Raw genomic sequence first — 19,961 nt, forward strand, 5'->3', positions numbered from 1 at the left:
CCGCTTGTGATCTATGGAGTGGGCCTAGGATTCGCTTCTGCGCAGTTAACCGGAACCGTCTTGCGTGACATCCCCGTGGAAAACTCAGGCCAAGCTTCCGCGACACAGAGCACAGTTCGTCAAATTGGTTCTTCCCTGGGAACCGCGATTTCCGGTTCGGTCTTTTCCGTCTCGCTAGCGCTGTCTCTGCCGAAGGCGCTTAATACCATTGGCTTCGATGGTCCGGCTGCGGAAGGAATAGCGGAAGCAGCGCGTCAATCGGCTGGGTCGAGTATCGCTGGGCTGCGTGCGCAGGGTGCCGCCAGTCCCTTCGGAGAGGAGACTGCCGTGTTGGTCCGAGCACTCAGCGACGGTATGAGTGATGCAGCGCGTTGGTCATTGCTGACCGCAGTTGCGTTCTTAGGGCTCGGTTTTATTGGTGCGTTGCAAGTCCGCAAAGCAGCGCAGGGCTAAGCAAGGGGGCGTAGCCCACGGTGTTGGCGCAACGGTTTCAGCGAAACATCCAGCAGCGAAGGGTAGGCTCGGCAGCATTGTGAGAAGAGTGCTCTAGGCCAAAGACAACCTAAGGAGATGGATGATGAAAAAGCTCATCAACTCGCCGGACAACGTAGTAGCCGAATCAGTAGAAGGCTTCGCGTTAGCCCACGGTGACATTGTGACTCGCAACACGGAACCGCTGTTTGTTGCCCGCATACAGAAGAAAGAACACGGCAAGGTGGCTATTGTCTCCGGTGGTGGTTCTGGGCACGAGCCTTTGCACGCGGGTTTCGTTGGCTACGGCATGCTGGACGCGGCGGTGCCGGGCGCCATGTTTACGTCGCCTACACCGGATGCAATCCAAGCAGCCACCGAAGCGGTAAGTGCTGGGGCGGGCGTTCTTTACATCGTCAAGAACTATACCGGCGATGTTCTCAACTTTGATACGGCAGCCGAGCTGGCTGACTTCGATGATATTGAGGTCAGCCAGGTCATCGTCGACGATGATGTCGCGGTGGAGGATTCTACGTTTACCGCCGGACGTCGCGGCGTGGCAGGAACCTTGTTGGTAGAGAAGCTGGCAGGTGCCGCAGCCGAGCGCGGCGACGATCTTGCTGCGGTGACAGCGGTGGCTAAGAAGGTAGTGGAGAATACCGCGACCATGGGCGCGGCACTGAGCGCCTGCACGGTGCCGCACGTGGGCAAGCCCTCCTTCGACCTTGGGGAAGACGAAGTCGAACTCGGCGTGGGTATCCATGGCGAGCCGGGCCGCAAGGAAATTCCACTGGTTTCTGCCGATGACGTTACTGATCACCTACTCGACCCCGTCTTGGCAGATCTTAAGCTGAGCGAGGGGGAGCGCACCATCGTCGTCGTCAATGGCATGGGCGCCACCCCGGCCTCTGAGCTGTACGTGGTCTACCGCCGCGTGGCCCAGCGTCTCCAGCAGGCTGGCATCGCCATTGAGCGCTCCCTCGTGGGTAACTTCGTCACCAGCCTGGACATGGCTGGGTGCTCTGTCACCGTCATGCGCACGGACGACGAGGACCTCGCGCTTTTCGACGCCCCCTGCCACACCTCCGCACTACGCCAAGGAATGTAACAATCTAACTATGACGAATTCTGAAACTCTTTCAAGCGCGTGGGCACAGGAATGGATGAAAAGCTGTGCCGCGGCCGCGCGTGAACACCGTGAGGAGCTCATCGAGCTCGACCGTGTCATCGGCGATAGCGACCATGGAGAAAACGTCGACCGTGGTTTCCGCGCCGTCGTCGACAAGGTTGCTGCGGATATCTCGTCGGATGACTCAACGGTCGCTGACGTACTCAAACTAACCGCGAAGACTCTCATGTCCACCGTCGGCGGAGCCTCCGGCCCATTGTTGGGCACCGCCTTCTTGCGTGCGGCGAAGGCCGCCGGCACCGGTGACATTGATGCCTCTACGACGGCTGCGCTTATTGAGGCCGCCCTCGAGGGAATCATGACCCGCGGCAAAGCAACGGAAGGGGAGAAGACCATGGTCGATGCTTGGGCGCCAGCGGCGCGCGCTGCCCGCGACGCCGCCGATGCCGCACAGAGCCCCGCCGAGGTCTTGCGCGCGGCTGCCGACGCGGCCGCAGCCGGCGCGGACGCTACTATCCCGATGGTTGCGACTAAGGGACGCGCTTCCTACCTGGGCGAGCGTTCTGCCGGGCACAAGGATCCGGGTGCCGCCTCCTCGGCGCTTTTCCTCGCTGCGGCTGCTGACGCCGCCGACACTACTGGGAAGGGGGCGTAGAGCATGGCACAGCCGCGCGTTGGACTCGTTCTCGTTTCGCATTCCGCGAAGCTCGCAGAAGGATTGGCTGAGCTCGCCGCCCAGATGGCCGCTGATGTCACCATCCTTCCTGCGGGTGGCTTGGAAGACGGCAGTATCGGAACGTCCTATGACTTCATCGAAGGCGCTATCAGCCACGCCATAGGTCAAGGTCTCAGCGTTGTTGTGCTCACGGACTTGGGCTCGGCAACGATGACCGTCGAATCGGTTCTGGAGTTTCTGGACGAAGAGCAAGCACTGTTCGTTGATGCCCCACTGGTCGAGGCCACTATCGCTGCGGCAACCGCCGCCCAGCAAGGCGATGATCTGGGGGCAGTTGCTGACGCCGCTAGACGAGCTATCGAGGCTTTCACTCCTCAGCAGCCTGCTGATCCCGGGACTGTGCGCGAGCAAGACCAAGAGGAAGATCCACATCGATACTCGCTGACTGTGACCATTGCCGATGAAGCAGGACTACATGCTCGTCCCGCGTCCAAGATCGCTGAAATGGCGGCTGAAGCAGAGGGCGATATCGTCCTTACCTATAACGGTGAGGCAGTAGAGGCAGACTCCGCGATGATGCTGATGTCGCTCGGTGCTTGCCAGGGCGCATCGGTGACCATTAGCGGAGATATCTCCGATAAGGAAGTCATCGACCGGATTGCCACGGCCATCGAGCTGGGGCTCGACGGTTAGAAGCGTGCCCCGAATGGTGCGGCGTGCGGGCACCGTCCCCCGCATGAAAGGACGCTTCCAATGCCTTCGAATAAGGTAAAGGCAGCGTCCTAGTTGAGTTCTCTTGAAAGCGGGGAATCCATGAACCAGCCCGATTACGTACAGGCTTATCCGAATACTTCCCCTTACTCCTCTGCGGGGTCGTACACGTCTCCGATAGAACACCCTTCCACGCCGAACCCCCTCGCGCCGTGGGTACTGGGGCTGGCGGTGCTTCCGCCACTCTTCATCATCGTACTGACACTCTTGTGGGGTGCAGTGGGATTCTTGTCGTCGATGCTGACGATCTTTACCGGATGGTGCGCGGTGGGGCTGGGGATCGTGGCGCTCATCCTCGGATCAGGGCGAAGCCCGGAGCATAGGCGAACCGGCATCACAGTGTCCGGGATGATCATCGGATTCTGTTGGAGTTGTATCGCACCGTTCGTTCCCATGGCCATGATGGTGGTCATGGGACTCAATCCCTAGAGCTGCTAGGAAACCCAGAGCCCTGATACATAAAGAAAAGTGGCGGCGAGGAAATCTTTCCTCGCCGCCACTGTCGTGTCCGCGGGCTTAGTCGAGATAGTCCCGCAGCACCTGGGAGCGCGAAGGGTGGCGCAGCTTGGACATGGTCTTGGACTCGATCTGGCGAATACGTTCGCGGGTGACACCATAGACTTGGCCGATTTCGTCTAAAGTGCGCGGCATGCCATCGGTGAGGCCGAAGCGCAGACGAACCACGCCCGCCTCACGTTCAGACAGGGTCGTGAGCACGTCCTGCAGCTGGTCTTGCAGCAAGGTGAAGGAGACCGCGTCGACAGCAATGACGGCCTCGGAGTCCTCGATGAAGTCACCCAGCTGGGAGTCACCCTCATCACCGATGGTCTGGTCCAAGGAGATGGGTTCACGAGCGTACTGCTGGATTTCCAGCACCTTTTCCTCGGTGATGTCCATTTCCTTCGCCAGCTCCAGCGGCGTGGGCTCGCGGCCCAAATCCTGCAGCAGCTCTCGCTGGATGCGGCCCAGCTTGTTGATGACCTCGACCATGTGCACAGGAATGCGGATGGTGCGTGCTTGGTCTGCCATCGCGCGGGTAATAGCCTGACGGATCCACCAGGTGGCATACGTGGAGAACTTGTAGCCCTTGGTGTAGTCAAACTTCTCAACAGCGCGGATGAGACCCAAGTTGCCTTCCTGGATGAGATCCAAGAAGGCCATGCCGCGGCCGGTGTAGCGCTTGGCCAAGGACACCACGAGACGCAGGTTTGCCTCGAGAAGGTGGTTCTTCGCCTTGCGGCCATCACGAGCGATGGCACGCATGTCACGCTTTTCCATGGGGGAAAGCTTGGCGGCCTTGTCGCCTTCGGCACGAGCCTTTTCCATCTCATCCATGCGGTACTGAGCGTAGAGGCCAGCCTCGATTCGCTTGGCGAGGGAGACCTCTTGCTCGGCATTGAGCAGGGCGACCTTACCGATTTGCTTCAGGTAGGCGCGGACAGAGTCTGCCGACGCGGTCAGCTCCGCATCCTTGCGGGCTTGGCGCAGGGCTGCGGACTCATCCTCGTCCCAGACCGAGGAACCATCGTCCTCGTCCTCATCAGCGTCGTCGCCCTCGAGGTCATCATCGTCGTCGCCGAACTCGTCTTCATCATCCATCTCGGCGTTGTCCGGATCGAAATCGATATCGGCATCGTCAGTGGTGTCGGCGTCCAACTCGTCGGTCTGATCCTCGGCGAGATCCTCGGAAGACTCGGCAGCTTCAGGCGACGTTGCCTTCGTGGCTGCTGATTTACGCACAGTCTTCTTGGCCGTCTTCTTTGTGGCCTTTTGTGCAGACTTGCGAGTGGTCTTCTTCGTTGCCTTCTTGGCCGTCTTTTTAGCCGTTTTCTTGGCTGTCTTTTTGGCGGTCTTTTTCGCGGTTTTCTTGGCCGTTTTCTTAGCGGTCTTTTTTGCCGTCTTTTTGGCGGTCTTCTGTGCAGGTGCAGATGCCTCGGAGGTGCTCTCGCCCGCGCCGAGTACCTGGTCTGAAGAATCAGTGGCTGCCACGTACGCCCTTTCGACTTGCTCTCTGAGTGGAAACTATGGGGACGCGCAAGTTAGTCGCGACTAGTCCCCGATGCTAGCCCGCCTCCGAGATGAGCAGGGGAGGCGCGCCGCTGGATATTGGATAATCGACAGCCCAGTATAGATCATTTCTTGCACTAGGCGGTGACTGGGGTCAACTCGGAAATGCTGGCCCCCGGTTGCCTTATGGGCGAATACCTTCTTGTGCTGCCATGGCTGCGCCTACTATACCGGCGCGATTACGAAGCTGAGCTGCAACGACAGGCGTTTCGATGCGGAGGTGCTCTCCCCACTTGTCAAACTTGCGGGAAATTCCCCCGCCGATGACGAAGGCTGAAGGGTTAAACAGGGCCTCATACTCGTGGAGTACGCGGTTGACGCGCTTCGCCCACTGCTTGGTTTTGAGCCCCTCGCGGTCCTTGACGGCTGAAGAAGCTTGGTGCTCCGCCTCCTTCTCGCCAACGATGAGGTGCCCAATCTCCGTATTGGGGAAAAGCTGGCCATCTAGCAGGAAAGCGGAACCAATACCAGTGCCCAAAGTGAGGAAGATGACGGGGCCGGAGCGCGCAATCTCGTCGCCATAAGCCACCTCGGCGAGGCCGGCCGCGTCGGCGTCGTTAAGCACGGTAAAAGGAACGTTGAGGTATGAGCTCAACAATTCCTGTGCATCCGTGCCGATCCAGGATTTATCAATGTTTGCCGCGCTGCGGATTACCTGGTCCTTTACCACCGCTGGCATGGTAATGCCGACGGGACCGTCCCAGTTCTTCTCTTCGATGATCTGGGCAATCACCTTGGCGACGGCGTCCGGCGTTGCGGGCTGGGGAGTAGCAATCTTGAGGCGGTCACCAACGAACTCTCCCGTTGCGAGGTCGACCTCGGCACCCTTGATGCCAGAGCCTCCAACATCGATGCCGAAGGCGTGGCCTTCGTGCTGCGGGCTCGGTTTCGTGTCCTGGTGCTGTGATTCATGGGCGGTCATACCGACAGTCTATGTGCACTCGCGCGATGATGCGGCACGATCTCAGCGATGAAAAGGGCAGCGTCGGTAATGCCCTGCGGTGTCCGGTGCGTGACGTGCTCCTTGGGCTGGAGGTAGGTGCACATTGTGACGAAATCTTCGCGGCTCGCTAAAGGGCTGGAATTAGCAGGTCACAGGGGTGAAGGAGGCGTAATAGGGGGTAGGATAGTGCAGGGTTTGGTGCCCCCACGGCGGGGCGAGTGTGACACAGAGGCCAGTCTGGTTTAGGATGCCGTCGATAAATACACATACCTATCGATCTGACTCACAGGGGCAAGCATTATGGCCACGGATTATGACGCACCGCGTCGCCGCGCTGAAGACGACCTCGAGGCCGATTCCCTCGAGGGCCTGAAGGCGGCTGAAAACGACAACAATGGCATGGATGACGATGGAGAAATCGTCGAGGCCTTCGAACCGCCGTCAGTGGACCTGACCGGTGAAGAGCTCAACGTCACCGTCGTTCCGCGCAAAGAAAACGAGTTCACCTGCTCTGTATGTTTCTTGGTGCAATCCAACAAGCGCCTTGACCATGAAGAGGACGGCGAGCCAGTCTGCATGGACTGCGCCTAGTAGGCCAGTTTCACCGAGGCGTGGCTGAGGCCTTAATTCAAGCCTTAATTGCTGCGCCTTGTAGCTGCTGCGGCCTGCTCGGGGACAAAGGCTGCGAGGAGTTTTTCGGGGTTGGTGGATCCGATGAGCCAGTAGGGCGTTGGATCTTCGGGGTCATCGAGGACGAGCATGACGTGTTCGGGTACCCAGCCGTGTGTGACGAGGAAGGCAGCCGGATCGAGCTGTGGACCGAGCGCGTTGCGGCGTGCAGTGGCCGGCACCGCGGTACTGCGGGCGACAACATCGTTCGGCAGCTGCGCGTCCTTGACGGTGAGCCACCGTGTGCCGTCGGCATCCTGTTCCACCTGCACCACCGTGTTGGACCATGTCAGCAGGACCCACGCGGCGATGGCACTGAGCAGGATGGCGGGGACGATGACCCACATGATTCCACGGTTGAGGCTGACTGTGGCGGTGGAGATCGCGACAACAAAGGCCGCCATCAGCCACCAGTACCACGGCACCCATTGGCGCTCACGGTAGAGGATCACTGGGGAAGCGGCTGGTGCCGAGGGAGAAGCAGACGAAGAACTCGAAGTCATGACCTTCGAGTCTAGCCGTCGGGGAAGGGGAGAGCCCAACACGCAGAGTAGGCGCGGCTGCCAGGCTGACGCGGCTTCCAGCCCTGACGGTTGGGGATGGAGGGGACAAGGTAGGCTGGGCCGCGTGAATGAGCAACACCCTCTCGTAGATCCGGTTAGTCCCTTCGGCGACATTCAGGTCAAGCGCCTTGATAAGGAGCTTCCGCTACCGCATCGCGCTCACGGCGGCGATGCGGGCGCGGATCTCTACGCTGCTCACGACGTTATTTTGCGGCCCGGCGAGCGCGCTCTTGTCGGTACGGGCATTGCCCTTGCCCTGCCGATGGGCACGGTAGGCTTGGTCCACCCGCGCTCGGGCCTGGCGGCCAAGCACGGCATTTCCGTCGTGAATACCCCCGGCACCATTGACGCCGAGTATCGCGGTGAGATTAAAGTATGCCTTATTAATCACGACCCAGAGGAGACCTTTGAGGTCACGCGGGGAATGCGTATCGCGCAGTTGATTGTCCAACGCGTGGAGCTGGTGGGCTTCCAGGAAGTCGAGGAACTTGATGACACCGCTCGTGGCGACGGCGGGTATGGATCAACCGGCGTTAACTAAGTTCAACAAAGCAGACACGGAATGAGGAAGGCTTAAACTATGGCGATGTGGCCCTTTGGAAAAAAGAAGAAGAACCCTGCCGTCCACCAGGAAGAGGCGGCTACCGAGGCCGTGGCCGAGGACACCACCACAGTGAACCCGGCAGCGGAGAACGCAAACGATGGCGCCGCTGAGGCCGCTCCCGAGCCAACCGCTGGTCTTGTCCGTGAGGATGAAGATGATGCTCAGGCTTCTCTAGCCGTGAAGGCTGTGGCTCACGATGCCATCAACGGCGACATGGGTCCCTACGATGGGGATAATGTCGACATCGCTGAGTTTAACTTTGAGGACTTCTCCGTAGGCCTGTTAGATCTGGGCTCACTGCGCATCCCGCTGCCGAAGGGCTCACAGGTCCAGGTGGAGATGGGTCAGGAAGGCCCGCGCATGCTCCACATTCTCACCCCACACGGCCGCATGACCCCAGTGGCCTTTGCCGCGCCGCGCACGCCGGGGCAGTGGGCGGAGTCTGCGGAGGACATCATCAAAGGCTTGGAAGCCGATGGTTTTGCTGCCCACCCGGAGGATGGCCCGTGGGGTTCTGAGATCGTCGGCAGCAGCGAGAAAGGCGGCATACGCATTATCGGTGTGGAGGGGCCGCGGTGGATGTACCGCCTGACCCTGGCTGCACCTGCCGGCAAGGAAGAGGAATTGGCGCAGCTAGGGCGCGAAGTCGTTGCCCGCACCTTTGTCTACCGCGGTGAGGATCCCATCCTGGCTGGCAGCTCCCTGCCTGTCACGCTTCCGCAGCAGCTGGCTGAGCAAGTTCAGCAGGCGCTGAAGGAACGCCAGCAGCAGGCCGCGCAGGCAGACAGCGCGGATAGTGCAGCGGCAGCGTACACGGCCACGGATACAGAGAAGACCGCGGAGTCCCAGGCCCGCGAGCAGTTGCGCGACCTCGAAGACAACGAGAACAAGTAGCGCACTTCAGCCTGCCGGTCCAGACCCCTCCGGCACTACCGAAAAGGACCCCTTAAGCACGTGACCAGCCCTACTCCCGAAGAGCGCGAGCCTTACCGCACCCCGGCGTCTGCGCATGACCACGATAGCGCCGAGCGCGCTACTGAACCTGCCCCTGAGCCATCCTCGAATCCTGGCGCCGACATGGCGGCGGAACAAGCGACGGTGTCGCCAGAAGCTGATCCGGAGCCGTCGTTGCTCGACCAGATGGGTGGGCTGACCGGGCTCGTGTCTGCGACCCTGCCCGTGCTGGTTCTCATCCCGGTCAACAACGTCTGGGGGTTGGGGCCGGCGCTTGTTGCGGCACTGGGCGTGGCGCTGGCTATCAGCCTGTGGCGCCTGGCCCGCAAGGAAACCCTGCAACCAGCTTTTTCTGGTCTGCTGGGCGTGGCCATCTGCGCCGGAATCGCGTGGTTTACCGGGGATGCCAAAGGCTATTTCCTCTACGGAATTTGGATGTCGCTCGTGCTGTTCATCGTCGCGATCGTTTCCATTATTCTGCGCTGGCCGCTTGTCGGCGTGGTATGGAAAGGCCTCAACGGTGAGGACATGGGGTGGCGCACAGTGCCACGGGCGCGACGCTCCTATGCCTATGCCACTGCCGGGTGGGCGACGGTGTTCATCGCCCGTTTTGCGGTGCAACGCGCGCTCTACGATGCCGATGCCACCACAACGCTTGGTATCGTCCGCATTCTCATGGGCTGGCCGTTAACGGGTATCGTCACCCTCCTCACTATCTGGATGGTGCGCCGCGCGAATGCCGCCGTGGAGGAAGCGCAGGGCGGCGACACTACGTCGCAGGGCGGCGACAACTCTAAGGAGAAGATCCATGACCGCGACTGATCACAACTTTGCGAAAGATCAGAGCGCCGCTGCTGGAAGCCTGAGCAAAGGGCAGTCATTCGACACCACCATCGAACGTATGGGGCACGGCGGTGTCGGAATCGGGGCGGCCCCCGACGGGCGCGTGTGCTTCGTCCCGGGTGCCTTCCCCGGCGACCATGTCACGGTGACTGCGACCAAGGTGAAGAAGTCCTTTGTGGAAGCCGCGCTGAGTTCCGTCGTACAACCTGGGCCCTACCGTGTCGAATCTGCGTGCCCGGCCGCGCAGCGTGGCGCCGGCTGTTGTGACTTCGCTGAGCTCGATCCCGCGGCGGAGCCAGACATCAAGGTCGCAGTCTTGCTCGATCAGCTGCGCCGCGTGGCTCACATCGAGGATGCTCCCGACGTCGAGACCATCGATGTGGCACCGCATCGCGGGTGGCGTACGCGGGTGCGGTTGGGCGTCGACAAGCAGGGCCGTGCTGGTCTGCGCAAGCGTGGCTCCACGGAGCTCGTCACCGACGTTGCGTGCAGCCAGCTGATTCCGGGGCTCGTCGACGGCCTAGTGGGGCCTGATGCCCGTACCTTTAATCCAGGTGCAGAGGTAATCGCGGTCATGGATAGCGACGGCAATAGGCACGTCGTGGAAACCCGGAAGGCGCCGCGGGGGCGGCGAATCGAGACCATTCGAGAGGTCATCGAGGCGCCAACTGAGAATGTGGTGCAGCGTGCTGACGGCCACGAGTTCCGCTTCCCGCCCACCGCTTTTTGGCAGGCGCACGTCGGAGCACCGGACGTTTACACCAGCCTTGCACGCGAGTGGCTCGGCGCAGAAGGCCACGGGAACGGCGGTGAACCTGAGGCAGCGGACGAGCCCGCTGTACATGCAGTGGCCTGGGATCTGTATGGCGGCGTTGGTCTGTTCGTTCCCGCGCTCGCAGATGTCACCACACCCCAGGGCGGGCACACGGCCGTGTATTCCGTCGATTATTCGCCCGCAGCAGCGGCGCCGCAGCCGGGGCTCGCAGGCATTGACGTGCACTTCCGCACCGCCAAGGTGGAGCAGGTGGCCAGCCAGCTTCCGCAGCCGGCGTCGGTGATTTTGGATCCGCCGCGTACCGGTGCTGGCAACGACGTGGTGGCCGCTGTCGCCGCGGCAAAGCCGCAACGCATCCTGCATATCGGTTGCGATCCCGCTACGTTCGCCCGGGACTTGGCTGCTTGGTCGGAGCATGGTTACCGCGCGAAGCGCCTCGCCATGGTGAATGCTTTCCCCGGAACGCATCACTTTGAAACCCTGGCACTCCTGGTTCCACTGGCCTAGGGCGCACAGGGGGCGCCGCGGGAGTGGTCGGGCAATGATTGACGCGTCACGCGTGTCAACGGGTACGGTGGTAAAGAAGAAAACGATCGATGAAGGGGTTTAAGGCAAGCTCTATGGGCATTCTGGATTCCATTCAATCACCAGGCGATCTTAAAGCCCTGAGCAAGACGCAACTGGTTGAGCTCGCGGCGGAAATCCGTCAGCGCCTTATTGAGAAGGTGTCCGCTACAGGCGGCCACCTAGGCCCTAACCTGGGCGTCGTGGAGCTCACGGTGGCGATCCATCGCGTCTTCGATTCCCCGCGCGATCCCATCGTCTTCGACACGTCACACCAGTCCTACGTGCACAAAATGCTCACGGGCCGCGCCTCCCAATTCGATACTCTGCGTCAGAAGGGCGGTTTGTCCGGCTACACGGATCGCGCAGAGTCAGAACACGATTGGACCGAATCCTCGCACGCCTCGGCAGCGCTATCCACGGTGGACGGGCTCTCCAAGGCTTTCAAGATTCGGGGTGAATCCCACCGCAATGCCGTGGCGGTCGTGGGCGATGGCGCCCTTACCGGCGGCATGTGCTGGGAAGCCCTCAACAACATTTCTGCCGACAAGGACCGCAACGTTGTCATCATCGTTAATGACAATGGGCGTTCCTATTCGCCGACGATCGGTGGCCTCTCAGAGAATCTGGGGCGCATTCGTGCGCAGCACGGATACGACGAGTTCATGGCGCTGGGCAAGAAGCGCCTCAAGTCCATGGGTTGGGTAGGCGAGCGCACCTTTGATGCATTGCACGCGGTCAAGGAGGGTGTGAAGTCGACCGTCATGCCCACGGAGATGTTCCCGGAGCTGGGCATCAAGTACATTGGCCCGATTAACGGCCACGACATTGAGGCAGTTGTGCGGGCGCTGAGCTACGCCCGCGACTATGACGGTCCCATCATCGTGCACACGGTCACCGAGAAGGGGCATGGCTTTGCTCCTGCGGTCAACGAGCCGAAGGACCAGATGCACTCCACCGGCGCCATCGACCCGGTCACCGGTGTATCCAAGGGACAGAAGCAACCGGGGTGGACCGCGGCGTTCTCGGAAGAATTGATCAAGGCCGGCCACGCCCGCGAGGACATCGTCGCCATTACTGCCGCCATGGCTGGGCCGACGGGGCTAACCCCCTTCCAGGAGGAGTTCCCGGAGCGCTTCTTTGATGTCGGCATCGCTGAGCAGCATGCCATGGCTTCTGCATCCGGTCTGGCGCTGGCCGGGATGCACCCGGTGGTAGCGGTGTACTCTACATTCCTCAACCGTGCGGTGGACCAAGTCATCATGGACATTGCGCTGCTCAAGCTGCCAGTGACCATTGTCCTCGACCGCGCCGGTGTTACGGGCTCTGATGGTGCTTCACACAACGGTGTGTGGGATATGGCGCTCATGAGCATCGTCCCCGGCATGCGCATCGCCGCCCCGCGCGATGGTGCCCGCCTGCGGGAACTCTTTAACGAAGCCATCGCAATCGAGGATGGCCCGACCGTGGTGCGCTTCCCCAAGGGCAACCTCCTTGATGACCGCGACGAACTCAAGCGGCTCGATGACGGGGTAGACATCCTGAGCTATTCCGATGCCGCTGCTTCTGCGGAGGAAGCTACTGATGTGCTTATCGTCGCCGTCGGTGCCATGAGCGCGCGTTCCCTGGGTGCAGCTGAGCTGCTCGAAGCCCAAGGCTTCAACGTGACCGTCGTGGACCCGCGCTGGCCGGTACCGGTACCGCAATCCATCATCGCGTTGGCGGCCGATCACGATCTCGTGGTGACGGTGGAGGATGGCATCCTGCGGGGCGGTGTGGGGTCCATGGTGGCCGAGGCCCTCGACGCCGCCGATGTGGACACTCCGGTACACAGGCTCGGCGTACCCGGCTGCTTCCCCAAGCATGCCAGCCGTGGAGAAATCCTCGAGGACTTTGGCTTGACCCCGGAAGGCATCGCGAACTCAGTGCGTGAGTGGGTAGCTGCACGCGATGCTGAGGAGTCTGCTAAGAGCGCGGGGGAGTAGAGCGCATCCGGGTTAACCCGCGCTGCAAGAGCGGCGTGGCCAGCTTGACTTGCCAGTCGCGCGCGCCCTGAGAACGCAGGAAATCGGGGATATCGGCATCTTTTGCGATCTCCCCCGCGACGCCGCCTTCTGGCCCGAACGCTGCCCACACCGCTGTACGTATCAGACTGGGTTTGAGGATCAGCTCGTAGCTCATGCGCAGTTCGTCACCGAGGTCCTCGAAGTCATGGCGGATCTCGCAGTAGAGCTGCCACAGCTCGGGAAAATCCCGGTTAAATACTGATTTGGAGGGCACCGGGCGGGGGCTGCGCAGCGGCTTTGGCCACTCCTGGCGCGGGCTATCCAGCGCAGTCGTGACGGCATCGAGCCAGCGCAACGTAGCCCCACCGCGGCGGCGGGGGAAACCTTTAATCTGATTGATGTCGTGCGGGGTGCGAGGCACGCGGCGCGCTATGTCCACGAGCACGCGGTGCGGCAGCACCCGGTTGGGGGCGATGTCCTGGGAACGTGCGATGGATTCGCGGCGTTGCCACAACTCGCGAGCCACGGCGAGCTGTTCGCGTGTGCGTAGCGAAGACACACCTTTCAGCTCCCGCCACGTTCGAGGCTCAGGGCCGGTAATCCCGGCATGCTCGTCGACGATCCGGTCGAATTCTTCAAAGGCCCAGTCGAGTTTGTCTTCTTCCGCAAGGATGTCTCGCAACGTCACAGCAAGTTCGTTGAGCAGCTCCACGTCGAGCGCCGCGTAGTTGCGCCATGTCCGGGGAATGGGTGTTTGGGACCAATCGGAATCGCCGTAACCCTTTTCCAGTTCGACGTCGAACAGCTCCAGCACCATCGCCCCCAGGTTGGGATGCGCAAAACCGGCGAAGCGGGCGGCAAGCTCGGTATCGAACAGTGTTCCGGGGTGTAGCCCCAGCCAGGCCAGACAGGGAAGATCAGAAGGGGCGGCGTGGACTACCCAGTCCTGGCCGTTGAGCACCGGCGCTAGCGCGGAACTCAGTTCATGCCGACGATTCTCCGGGGCAAACAAAAGCGTGCCTGCGCCTTCCCGGCGAATTTGCACTAGAAAGGCGCGGTCATCGAAGCGGTAGGCCGACGCGCGTTCGGTATCAATGGCGAAGGGTCCAGTCCCCGCGGCCAGGCGCGCGGCACCCGCCTGGAACTCACGGGGAGAAAGCAGGACTTTTGGCGTGCCGTCGACGGGGACCTGGCGCAGTTCGCTCATGTTAGCGTCCGAGCTCGGTGACGCCCTCGGGCGGCAGGCCTGCGACGAGAGAAAGCACCTGTGCAAAAGCCTCGACGTGTGGGGCAAGATCCAGGTCGGCTGCGGTCCAGGACGCGCGCATTTCCAACTGATAGGCGCGCGGCGGGCCACCGATCTCGCCAAAGCGCACCGAGGCAGTCGAGGTGACAGTACCTCCGAGGTTGGTGTGTGTTGCCTCGCGCACGTCGAGTGATTCGGTGAGCCACTCCCAGGCGACGTCGGGAAGCAGCGGGTCCCCGGCTACGGCATCCTCTAAGTCTGCCTGGATGTAGGCCACCAGGCGCATCGCACCTTCCCAGGCTTCCTCAGCGCCTGGGTCGTGCAACAGGATAAGGCGGCCGAAGGCATCACCCTCAGAGTCGGTGGGGATAGCCTCCTCCTGCTCGTGACGCTCAACCTCCAGGCCAATGGCATGGCTGAACGGGGCCAGTCGCTGCGGGGGTCGGATGGTGCCCAAGGTGATTTCTGGGCGCAGCTGCGCAGCGTGGAGGGACTCGACGGCCTCCGTGAAGGCAGCCGGAGTGCTCGGTTCTGCGGGGCGCGATTCGGCGGGAGAGGCGGCGGCGCGATCGTGCAGGTTGGTCGGTGCCCCTGCAAGGTTGCGCGAAGAAACGTCGGAATTGCTCACGGGGTTCAAGGTATAAGCTCCGCCCGTGTGGCGGTGGAAGGCGCGCCGAAAGGCTAGTGGCGCGCGAGGGCGTCTCCAACTTATGATGGATAAGAAACTTTGTCGGTTGAAAAAAGGAGAGAGGCATGTCGAAGGTCAACTTCGCCGAGCTCAACAAGGTCCAGCGCTACTCGCAGCACGCGGTGTTCCAGGTCATCCCGGGGGCGCTGGGCACTGAGCGCGAGGAGATCGTCGCGCAGGCGCAGAAGTTCTTCTCTGAGCTCGAGGAAGCAGGCGTGGTTACCGTGCGCGGTATCTACGATCTGTCCGGAATGCGGGAGAGCGCTGACTTCATGATCTGGTGGCACGCTGAGGAATTCGCCGACATCCAGAAGGCCTTCGCGGACTTCCGCCGCGAGACCGTCCTGGGCCAGGTCTCTGAGGTGACGTGGGTAGGAAACGCCTTGCACCGCCCGGCGGAGTTCAACAAGTCCCACCTGCCGTCCTTCATCATGGGCGAGGAGCCCGGTGAGTGGATTTCCGTCTACCCCTTCGTGCGCTCTTACGACTGGTACACCATGGACGAGGAAAAGCGCCGCCGCATCCTCATGGAGCACGGCATGCAGGCGCGTGATTATCCGGACGTGCGCGCGAACACCGTGCCGGCCTTCGCGCTGGGTGACTACGAGTGGATCCTGGCCTTTGAGGCCCCGGAGCTGCACCGCATCGTGGATCTGATGTACCTCATGCGCTACACCGAGGCGCGCCACCACGTGCGCGAGGAGATTCCCTTCCACACCGGTCGCCGCGTGAAGGATGTGGCTGAGCTCATCGCGATTTTGCCTTAAAGGGTCGTTATAGCGCCGGAAGCCGGTTGAGGGTTTAGTCCTCGACCGGCTTTTCTTCTAGGTTGAGGCAGATGGAATTGATGCAGTAGCGCAGGTCCGTCGGCGTATCGTATCCCTCGCCTTCGAAGACGTGGCCTAGGTGGGACTCGCAGTTGGCGCACAGCACTTCAATGCGGCGCATGCCCAGTGAATTGTCCTCGCGCTCAATGACGGCGTTGCCAGCCAAAGGGGAGAAGAAGGACGGCCATCCGCAGTGCGATTCAAACTTTTCCGTGGAGCGGAAGAGCTCGGCGCCGCAGGCTCGGCAGGAGTACACGCCTTCGGTGGTGGTGTTGGTGTATTCGCCGACGTGCGGTGCCTCGGTGCCGGCCTCACGCAGGACGTGGTACTCCTCAGGACTCAGGCGCTGGCGCCATTCGGTATCGGCAATGAGCTTGAAATCAGTCATGCGGGAATCTTATCGCTCGACTGAGCTTGCCGGCTAGCCCCTCGTTCCGCGCTCCACCAGCCGGCCACGGAGGCAGCGGTCACGACGATGAGCAGGCCCCACCCGATGGTGGCGATGAACACGCTCATCCAGTGCGCGGCGGTGGGCATGCTGGACGACGTCCACTCGAGCGGCGCCAAGAATAAAAATGCGGCCAACCATGCTCCCCACGTGTGGAAGACCGAGCGGCCCAGCACCACCGTAAACAGCATTGGGATAAGCCACATGGAGTAGTATTGCTGTCCCAAGGAGGAAAGGAAGAAGATCCCGACCATGATGGCACCACTTGTGCTCAGCGCCCAGAAGGTCGGCTCGCTGTCGCGCCAGCGCAGCAGACCGAGGATCGCCACTGCGGCTAGCGCCGCGAAAAGGATCCAGATGGGGTAGTAGATGACGCCGGGGAGATCGAAGTAAGCGCGCACGCCCGGCCATGAGGCGTTGGCGTAGTCGCGCGTGGTGGACAGGTAAGGAAGAAGGTTGGCGCGGAAGCCTTCCGCGCCCGGAACGAACGGCCATGCAGCAACGTTGCTCCCCAGCGGTATAGCCACGCCCAAACCTAAGGTGAGCCAGCGCTTGCGCACCAAGGCGAGGAAGAGCAGCGGGGCAAATTGCGGCTTAACCAGAATCGCCAGACCGATGCAGAGTCCAGCGGCCCATCCGTGTTTATCCAACAAAGCCAGGAACGCCACCATCGCGAGCAGCAACAAGCCATTGATGTTGGTAAAGACCAACGTGTTGATGACTGATTCGGTAGCGAAGGCTGCGGCGATGCTGACCGGCCACAGCGGGCCCCGCAGGCTGTGACCTACGAAGCGGGTCAGCAGGGCCAAGGCAGCGACGATGGCAGCGGCGTTGGCCAGAATAAAGGCGATGCGCGCGTGTTCCTCAGACACGAGTCCTAAGGGGGACAGCAGGACGGTGGCCCCTGGGTTATACAGGTAGAGCGGTTCCACGAAGGAATAGTTCTGTTCATAAACCGGGTTGCCTTCCCACAACCTCCGGATCGCGCGGTAGACGGTGCCGAAGTCATCAGTCACCGAGCCGTTAACAGCGAGCACGAACACGCGGTGAAGGACTAAGACGATGGCGGCGGGCCACGCGGCGGCCGTCCACAGTCGCGCGGAAGCTGGGAATGAGGGAGCCGGAGAAGTCACGGCAGCAAAGTTTACGGGGTTTGTGCGCGCCGGTAGCGCAGAAACACCGTGCTGTCGACGGTGTCGACGTTCTCCAGCTCGAGCTTGAGCGCGGGGGAGGTGGCCTCGCCGTCGACGACGGGCTTTTCGACGGAAGGGGAAAGGTGCGGATCGAGCGTCAGATAAAGCTGGTCGACGAGGCCTTCTGCGATAAAGGCGGAATAAACGGATGGGCCACCTTCGCAACTGATGCGGCGCGCGCCTAGAGCGTGAAGAGCTGAAACAGCCTCGCTCATGGTTCCGGTACCTGTGCTGATGACTTCGGCGCCGGCGTCGGCCAAGCGCTGTGCCTCGGGCGAAGACGCGCGCTCTGCCGGGGTAAGCACGATGGGGCCTGCGGCAATGAAATCCTCGAAACCGGCAAATTCGAGGGAGTGGCTAAGCACGGCGAGGCGCGTGCTTGTCGACGGCCCATATTCCTCCGCCTTCACCGTGGCTGAGCCGACGACGGCAATATCGGCCCACTCGCGTAAAGCCGCGAAGAGCTCGGCGTCAGTGTCGTTACCCATGGGACCGGAAGTGCCATCGATGGTGGCGGAGCCGTGGAGCGTACCCACCGCAATCAAGCGGATTCCTTCTCGGTCTGGCCCCAGTAGGCGTTCTATCAGCGCAGTCTCACTCATGGCGCCCCACGGTACCTCAAAGGGCGGTTACCGCTTGGGGAGGCGGACCTTATGCTATTAGGCGCGCTGGAGCCGCCAAGCGCTGAAGCGCAGCGCGCAGGCTCCCCAATGGAGCAATAAGAGCACCAAGAGAACGAAGGACAACCGGTGCCAGCCTTCATCCCATGAACCTAGGCACAGTGTTCCGACCGGGAAGGTCGAGCCCCACCAGCCGGGGCTGTAGGGAGTCCACTCGAAGACCGCTCGGTAGAAGCAGTACATTGCGAATGCGACGCAGGGTGCTCCAATCGTAAACATGATGATGCCGTAGAGGTGGGCGTCAAAAAGCAGTGTCGAGGCTGCCGTTGACTGTCCAACCACGCCGAGCGGGATCCACGCTGTACCTGCAGCTGCCCCGCGCGGCCTTTCTCGGCGTTGTACAAGGGACCAGTAACAGTAGGCGAATAGTGGAATTGCGGTGATGAACGTGAGGAAGAAGCATAGCTCGCCGGCAAAGTGGTAGAACTGCCCGTGGTTCATAGCCAACTGACCTGCGGAGGTCGCCGCCACCATGGGAGAAACAAGTGCCAGGCCCCAAGGAAAAGCGGGCTTGTCGTAGAGGTGCGGCTGTTTGAACAACCCCCATAGCTGCCACAAACAGACCACCACCGATAGCGGTGCACCAATCCACCAACTTGCCAACTGGAAGGCATCGCTTCCGGTAAGCGCGGTCCATGCCGAGCCGCACGCCAGCAGCCCCATCGTGTACATGCCCCACGCCGCCATGTTCTGGTGCCGGGGAGGCTCATTCTTCGTCCCCGCGGTAAAAATCACCAGCAGCACCGCTGCGATAAAAGCGAAGACGAACTGCGCTACGCCTAAACCATGCAACCCCGACAAAGTCGATGCAATCGAGGTACCCATCAAGGCGCCGGCCCAGGCCGGGCCACACTTTGGCAACCGCACAAAATCACCCTATTCCTGCACTTGTTGCTATCGAACCCTTATGGAGCAATCGGATAAGTGTGCGAGGGGGACAGGTTCAATGTCATGCAGTCTTGTGTAACCGTGCCGTGTCCCCAACGCGTTGAGGTTTTCGTCTAGCCCTTGTGGCCAAGATGAGGCACAATGAGAAAACGCCCCCGCGAGAAACCATTAATGTAGATTTATAATCCACATAGTATCCACGCGAAGGCTTGTGCCACATGCTGCAGGTCTCTGACCTGCAGTTATGATGGTGGTTCTAGCTGGGATTGAACCAGCGACCTTTCCGGTGTGAACGGAACGCTCTCCCACTGAGCTATAGAACCTCGGTGCAGCACTTAAGGTACACCGCGCGTGTAGTAACCCCCTAATCGTCCAGCTCAAACGCGCTTTAAGCTGTATGTGTGGGTGTTAGTGTCGTGGTGGAGTCGGTCCAGGGCTTCCTGTTGCCATCGCTGCCGCTCGCTGTAACCGCAGTCTCAATCACACTGATGTAATCCGCAGGCTTTGGGGAGTCTGGGGATTAGTGCCGTGGGCTGCGGATTTGGAAACTACGGCGGCGCACGATAAAGTTTCTTCTCGCACCACGGCATACCGGCCGGGAACGTGCAATGCGGATGTAGCGCAGTTGGTAGCGCATCACCTTGCCAAGGTGAGGGTCGCGAGTTCGAGTCTCGTCATCCGCTCCAGCACATGTAGTGTGTGAGGCGGTATCGCCACGGTGGAATGGCCGAGTGGTGAGGCAACGGTCTGCAAAACCGTGCACACGGGTTCGATTCCCGTTTCCACCTCAAATGCTGGCGCCCAAACAGGGCGCTGCGAGCGCGTTTAGCTCAGCGGGAGAGCGCTTCCCTGACACGGAAGAGGTCACTGGTTCAATCCCAGTATCGCGCACAAGGACTTTGTCCTAGAAACCGGGCCTGGTTTCGAATGCGGATGTAGCGCAGTTGGTAGCGCAT

The 19,961-nt window shown here is 61.3% G+C and carries 20 protein-coding genes, 4 tRNA genes and 1 pseudogene; 14 read left to right on the forward strand and 11 right to left on the reverse strand.

The genetic code is table 11. The features are described from left to right. From HMPREF3009_RS13650 to dhaM, 4 genes and pseudogenes are all read left to right on the forward strand, one after another. Positions 1 to 453 (forward strand): annotated as a pseudogene (locus HMPREF3009_RS13650) (MFS transporter); the annotation flags it as partial. 124 nt (positions 454 to 577) lie between these two features. Next, positions 578 to 1,579, forward strand: a complete 1,002-nt coding sequence (dhaK, locus tag HMPREF3009_RS02035; RefSeq protein WP_070679678.1) for a dihydroxyacetone kinase subunit DhaK — start codon at positions 578 to 580, stop codon at positions 1,577 to 1,579. Between the two features lie 10 nt (positions 1,580 to 1,589). Further along, positions 1,590 to 2,255, forward strand: a complete 666-nt coding sequence (gene dhaL / locus HMPREF3009_RS02040; protein ID WP_070679681.1) for a dihydroxyacetone kinase subunit DhaL — start codon at positions 1,590 to 1,592, stop codon at positions 2,253 to 2,255. 3 nt (positions 2,256 to 2,258) lie between these two features. Next, the gene (gene dhaM, locus HMPREF3009_RS02045; RefSeq protein ID WP_070679684.1) at positions 2,259 to 2,969 is read left to right on the forward strand and encodes a dihydroxyacetone kinase phosphoryl donor subunit DhaM; all 711 of its coding nucleotides are present in this window, start codon (positions 2,259 to 2,261) and stop codon (positions 2,967 to 2,969) included. A 164-nt stretch (positions 2,970 to 3,133) separates the two neighbouring features. Here dhaM and HMPREF3009_RS02050 read toward each other — a convergent pair whose 3' ends face one another. The 3 genes from HMPREF3009_RS02050 to ppgK form a co-directional block, all read right to left on the reverse strand. Further along, a complete protein-coding gene (locus tag HMPREF3009_RS02050) occupies positions 3,134 to 3,460 on the reverse strand; it encodes a hypothetical protein (protein ID WP_070679687.1) in 327 nt (108 codons plus the stop codon). A 103-nt stretch (positions 3,461 to 3,563) separates the two neighbouring features. After that, a complete protein-coding gene (locus HMPREF3009_RS02055) occupies positions 3,564 to 5,036 on the reverse strand; it encodes an RNA polymerase sigma factor (RefSeq protein WP_046648181.1) in 1,473 nt (490 codons plus the stop codon). Between the two features lie 202 nt (positions 5,037 to 5,238). Continuing rightward, the gene (ppgK, locus tag HMPREF3009_RS02060; RefSeq protein ID WP_070679690.1) at positions 5,239 to 6,036 is read right to left on the reverse strand and encodes a polyphosphate--glucose phosphotransferase; all 798 of its coding nucleotides are present in this window, start codon (positions 6,034 to 6,036) and stop codon (positions 5,239 to 5,241) included. A gap of 321 nt (positions 6,037 to 6,357) precedes the next feature. On the opposite strand from ppgK, the gene HMPREF3009_RS02065 reads away from it, so the two are divergent. After that, positions 6,358 to 6,648, forward strand: a complete 291-nt coding sequence (locus HMPREF3009_RS02065; RefSeq protein WP_046648179.1) for a DUF4193 domain-containing protein — start codon at positions 6,358 to 6,360, stop codon at positions 6,646 to 6,648. Between the two features lie 44 nt (positions 6,649 to 6,692). On the opposite strand, the gene HMPREF3009_RS02070 is transcribed toward HMPREF3009_RS02065, so the two are convergent. Next, positions 6,693 to 7,229, reverse strand: coding sequence for a DUF3093 domain-containing protein (locus HMPREF3009_RS02070; protein WP_046648178.1), 537 nt, complete (start codon positions 7,227 to 7,229; stop codon positions 6,693 to 6,695). A gap of 124 nt (positions 7,230 to 7,353) precedes the next feature. Here HMPREF3009_RS02070 and dut point away from each other — a divergent pair, with 124 nt between their 5' ends. The 5 genes from dut to dxs all read left to right on the forward strand — a co-directional run bounded on the left by dut (position 7,354) and on the right by dxs (position 13,014). Further along, positions 7,354 to 7,830, forward strand: coding sequence for a dUTP diphosphatase (dut, locus tag HMPREF3009_RS02075; RefSeq protein ID WP_046648177.1), 477 nt, complete (start codon positions 7,354 to 7,356; stop codon positions 7,828 to 7,830). A 39-nt stretch (positions 7,831 to 7,869) separates the two neighbouring features. Next, entirely contained in the window at positions 7,870 to 8,787 is a 918-nt protein-coding gene (locus HMPREF3009_RS02080) for a DUF3710 domain-containing protein (protein ID WP_070679693.1), read from the forward strand. 183 nt (positions 8,788 to 8,970) lie between these two features. Further along, positions 8,971 to 9,669 carry a DUF3159 domain-containing protein gene (locus HMPREF3009_RS02085; protein WP_118783626.1) on the forward strand — a complete coding sequence of 233 codons (699 nt, stop codon included), beginning with the start codon at positions 8,971 to 8,973 and terminating at the stop codon, positions 9,667 to 9,669. Beyond that, positions 9,656 to 10,972 carry a class I SAM-dependent RNA methyltransferase gene (locus HMPREF3009_RS02090; RefSeq protein ID WP_070679696.1) on the forward strand — a complete coding sequence of 439 codons (1,317 nt, stop codon included), beginning with the start codon at positions 9,656 to 9,658 and terminating at the stop codon, positions 10,970 to 10,972. The genes HMPREF3009_RS02085 and HMPREF3009_RS02090 overlap by 14 nt, the downstream gene beginning before the upstream one ends. A gap of 113 nt (positions 10,973 to 11,085) precedes the next feature. Next, positions 11,086 to 13,014: a 1-deoxy-D-xylulose-5-phosphate synthase gene (gene dxs, locus HMPREF3009_RS02095; protein ID WP_070679700.1), complete on the forward strand. Its 1,929-nt coding sequence runs from the start codon at positions 11,086 to 11,088 to the stop codon at positions 13,012 to 13,014. Here dxs and HMPREF3009_RS02100 read toward each other — a convergent pair. Both HMPREF3009_RS02100 and HMPREF3009_RS02105 read right to left on the reverse strand, forming a co-directional pair. After that, a complete protein-coding gene (locus HMPREF3009_RS02100; protein WP_070679703.1) occupies positions 12,995 to 14,242 on the reverse strand; it encodes an HRDC domain-containing protein in 1,248 nt (415 codons plus the stop codon). The genes dxs and HMPREF3009_RS02100 overlap by 20 nt on opposite strands. A 1-nt stretch (position 14,243) precedes the next feature. Next, complete coding sequence (locus HMPREF3009_RS02105) at positions 14,244 to 14,909, reverse strand: DUF3000 domain-containing protein (RefSeq protein ID WP_175973075.1); 666 nt, start codon at positions 14,907 to 14,909, stop codon at positions 14,244 to 14,246. Positions 14,910 to 15,034: 125 nt separating this feature from the next. Here HMPREF3009_RS02105 and hemQ point away from each other — a divergent pair, with 125 nt between their 5' ends. Then, positions 15,035 to 15,736 (forward strand): hydrogen peroxide-dependent heme synthase, encoded by a 702-nt coding sequence (gene hemQ, locus HMPREF3009_RS02110; protein WP_046648171.1) that lies wholly within the window; start codon positions 15,035 to 15,037, stop codon positions 15,734 to 15,736. Positions 15,737 to 15,770: 34 nt separating this feature from the next. Here the strand turns inward: hemQ and msrB are convergent, their stop codons facing one another. The 5 genes from msrB to HMPREF3009_RS02135 all read right to left on the reverse strand — a co-directional run bounded on the left by msrB (position 15,771) and on the right by HMPREF3009_RS02135 (position 19,328). Then, entirely contained in the window at positions 15,771 to 16,184 is a 414-nt protein-coding gene (gene msrB / locus HMPREF3009_RS02115) for a peptide-methionine (R)-S-oxide reductase MsrB (protein WP_070547092.1), read from the reverse strand. Then, positions 16,181 to 17,377 carry a glycosyltransferase family 87 protein gene (locus HMPREF3009_RS02120; RefSeq protein ID WP_070679707.1) on the reverse strand — a complete coding sequence of 399 codons (1,197 nt, stop codon included), beginning with the start codon at positions 17,375 to 17,377 and terminating at the stop codon, positions 16,181 to 16,183. The genes msrB and HMPREF3009_RS02120 overlap by 4 nt, the downstream gene beginning before the upstream one ends. 11 nt (positions 17,378 to 17,388) lie before the next feature. Beyond that, complete coding sequence (locus tag HMPREF3009_RS02125) at positions 17,389 to 18,039, reverse strand: dihydrofolate reductase family protein (RefSeq protein ID WP_070679709.1); 651 nt, start codon at positions 18,037 to 18,039, stop codon at positions 17,389 to 17,391. 57 nt (positions 18,040 to 18,096) lie between these two features. Then, positions 18,097 to 18,984 carry a TDT family transporter gene (locus tag HMPREF3009_RS02130; protein ID WP_070679712.1) on the reverse strand — a complete coding sequence of 296 codons (888 nt, stop codon included), beginning with the start codon at positions 18,982 to 18,984 and terminating at the stop codon, positions 18,097 to 18,099. Between the two features lie 269 nt (positions 18,985 to 19,253). Next, positions 19,254 to 19,328, reverse strand: a tRNA-Val gene (locus tag HMPREF3009_RS02135). A 287-nt stretch (positions 19,329 to 19,615) separates the two neighbouring features. On the opposite strand from HMPREF3009_RS02135, the gene HMPREF3009_RS02140 reads away from it, so the two are divergent. The 3 genes from HMPREF3009_RS02140 (at position 19,616) to HMPREF3009_RS02150 (ending at position 19,896) form a co-directional block, all read left to right on the forward strand. Beyond that, positions 19,616 to 19,691 (forward strand) — tRNA-Gly (locus tag HMPREF3009_RS02140). A gap of 31 nt (positions 19,692 to 19,722) precedes the next feature. Continuing rightward, a tRNA-Cys gene (locus HMPREF3009_RS02145) sits at positions 19,723 to 19,793 on the forward strand. A gap of 31 nt (positions 19,794 to 19,824) precedes the next feature. After that, a tRNA-Val gene (locus HMPREF3009_RS02150) sits at positions 19,825 to 19,896 on the forward strand. Positions 19,897 to 19,961: the final 65 nt, after the last annotated feature.

The sequence above is a fragment of the Corynebacterium sp. HMSC034H07 genome (assembly GCF_001815175.1).
GTDB lineage: Bacteria > Actinomycetota > Actinomycetes > Mycobacteriales > Mycobacteriaceae > Corynebacterium > Corynebacterium hiratae.

Bases quoted from the DNA above. Each gene is read 5' to 3' on its own strand.
- dhaK (WP_070679678.1), top strand. From the start codon at position 578: ATGAAAAAGCTCATCAACTCGCCGGACAACGTAGTAGCCGAATCAGTA.
- dhaL (WP_070679681.1), top strand. From the start codon at position 1,590: ATGACGAATTCTGAAACTCTTTCAAGCGCGTGGGCACAGGAATGGATG.
- dhaM (WP_070679684.1), top strand. From the start codon at position 2,259: ATGGCACAGCCGCGCGTTGGACTCGTTCTCGTTTCGCATTCCGCGAAG.
- HMPREF3009_RS02050 (WP_070679687.1), bottom strand. From the start codon at position 3,460: ATGACCACCATCATGGCCATGGGAACGAACGGTGCGATACAACTCCAA.
- ppgK (WP_070679690.1), bottom strand. From the start codon at position 6,036: ATGACCGCCCATGAATCACAGCACCAGGACACGAAACCGAGCCCGCAG.
- HMPREF3009_RS02065 (WP_046648179.1), top strand. From the start codon at position 6,358: ATGGCCACGGATTATGACGCACCGCGTCGCCGCGCTGAAGACGACCTC.
- HMPREF3009_RS02070 (WP_046648178.1), bottom strand. From the start codon at position 7,229: ATGACTTCGAGTTCTTCGTCTGCTTCTCCCTCGGCACCAGCCGCTTCC.
- HMPREF3009_RS02080 (WP_070679693.1), top strand. From the start codon at position 7,870: ATGGCGATGTGGCCCTTTGGAAAAAAGAAGAAGAACCCTGCCGTCCAC.
- HMPREF3009_RS02085 (WP_118783626.1), top strand. From the start codon at position 8,971: ATGGCGGCGGAACAAGCGACGGTGTCGCCAGAAGCTGATCCGGAGCCG.
- HMPREF3009_RS02090 (WP_070679696.1), top strand. From the start codon at position 9,656: ATGACCGCGACTGATCACAACTTTGCGAAAGATCAGAGCGCCGCTGCT.
- dxs (WP_070679700.1), top strand. From the start codon at position 11,086: ATGGGCATTCTGGATTCCATTCAATCACCAGGCGATCTTAAAGCCCTG.
- HMPREF3009_RS02100 (WP_070679703.1), bottom strand. From the start codon at position 14,242: ATGAGCGAACTGCGCCAGGTCCCCGTCGACGGCACGCCAAAAGTCCTG.
- hemQ (WP_046648171.1), top strand. From the start codon at position 15,035: ATGTCGAAGGTCAACTTCGCCGAGCTCAACAAGGTCCAGCGCTACTCG.
- msrB (WP_070547092.1), bottom strand. From the start codon at position 16,184: ATGACTGATTTCAAGCTCATTGCCGATACCGAATGGCGCCAGCGCCTG.
- HMPREF3009_RS02125 (WP_070679709.1), bottom strand. From the start codon at position 18,039: ATGAGTGAGACTGCGCTGATAGAACGCCTACTGGGGCCAGACCGAGAA.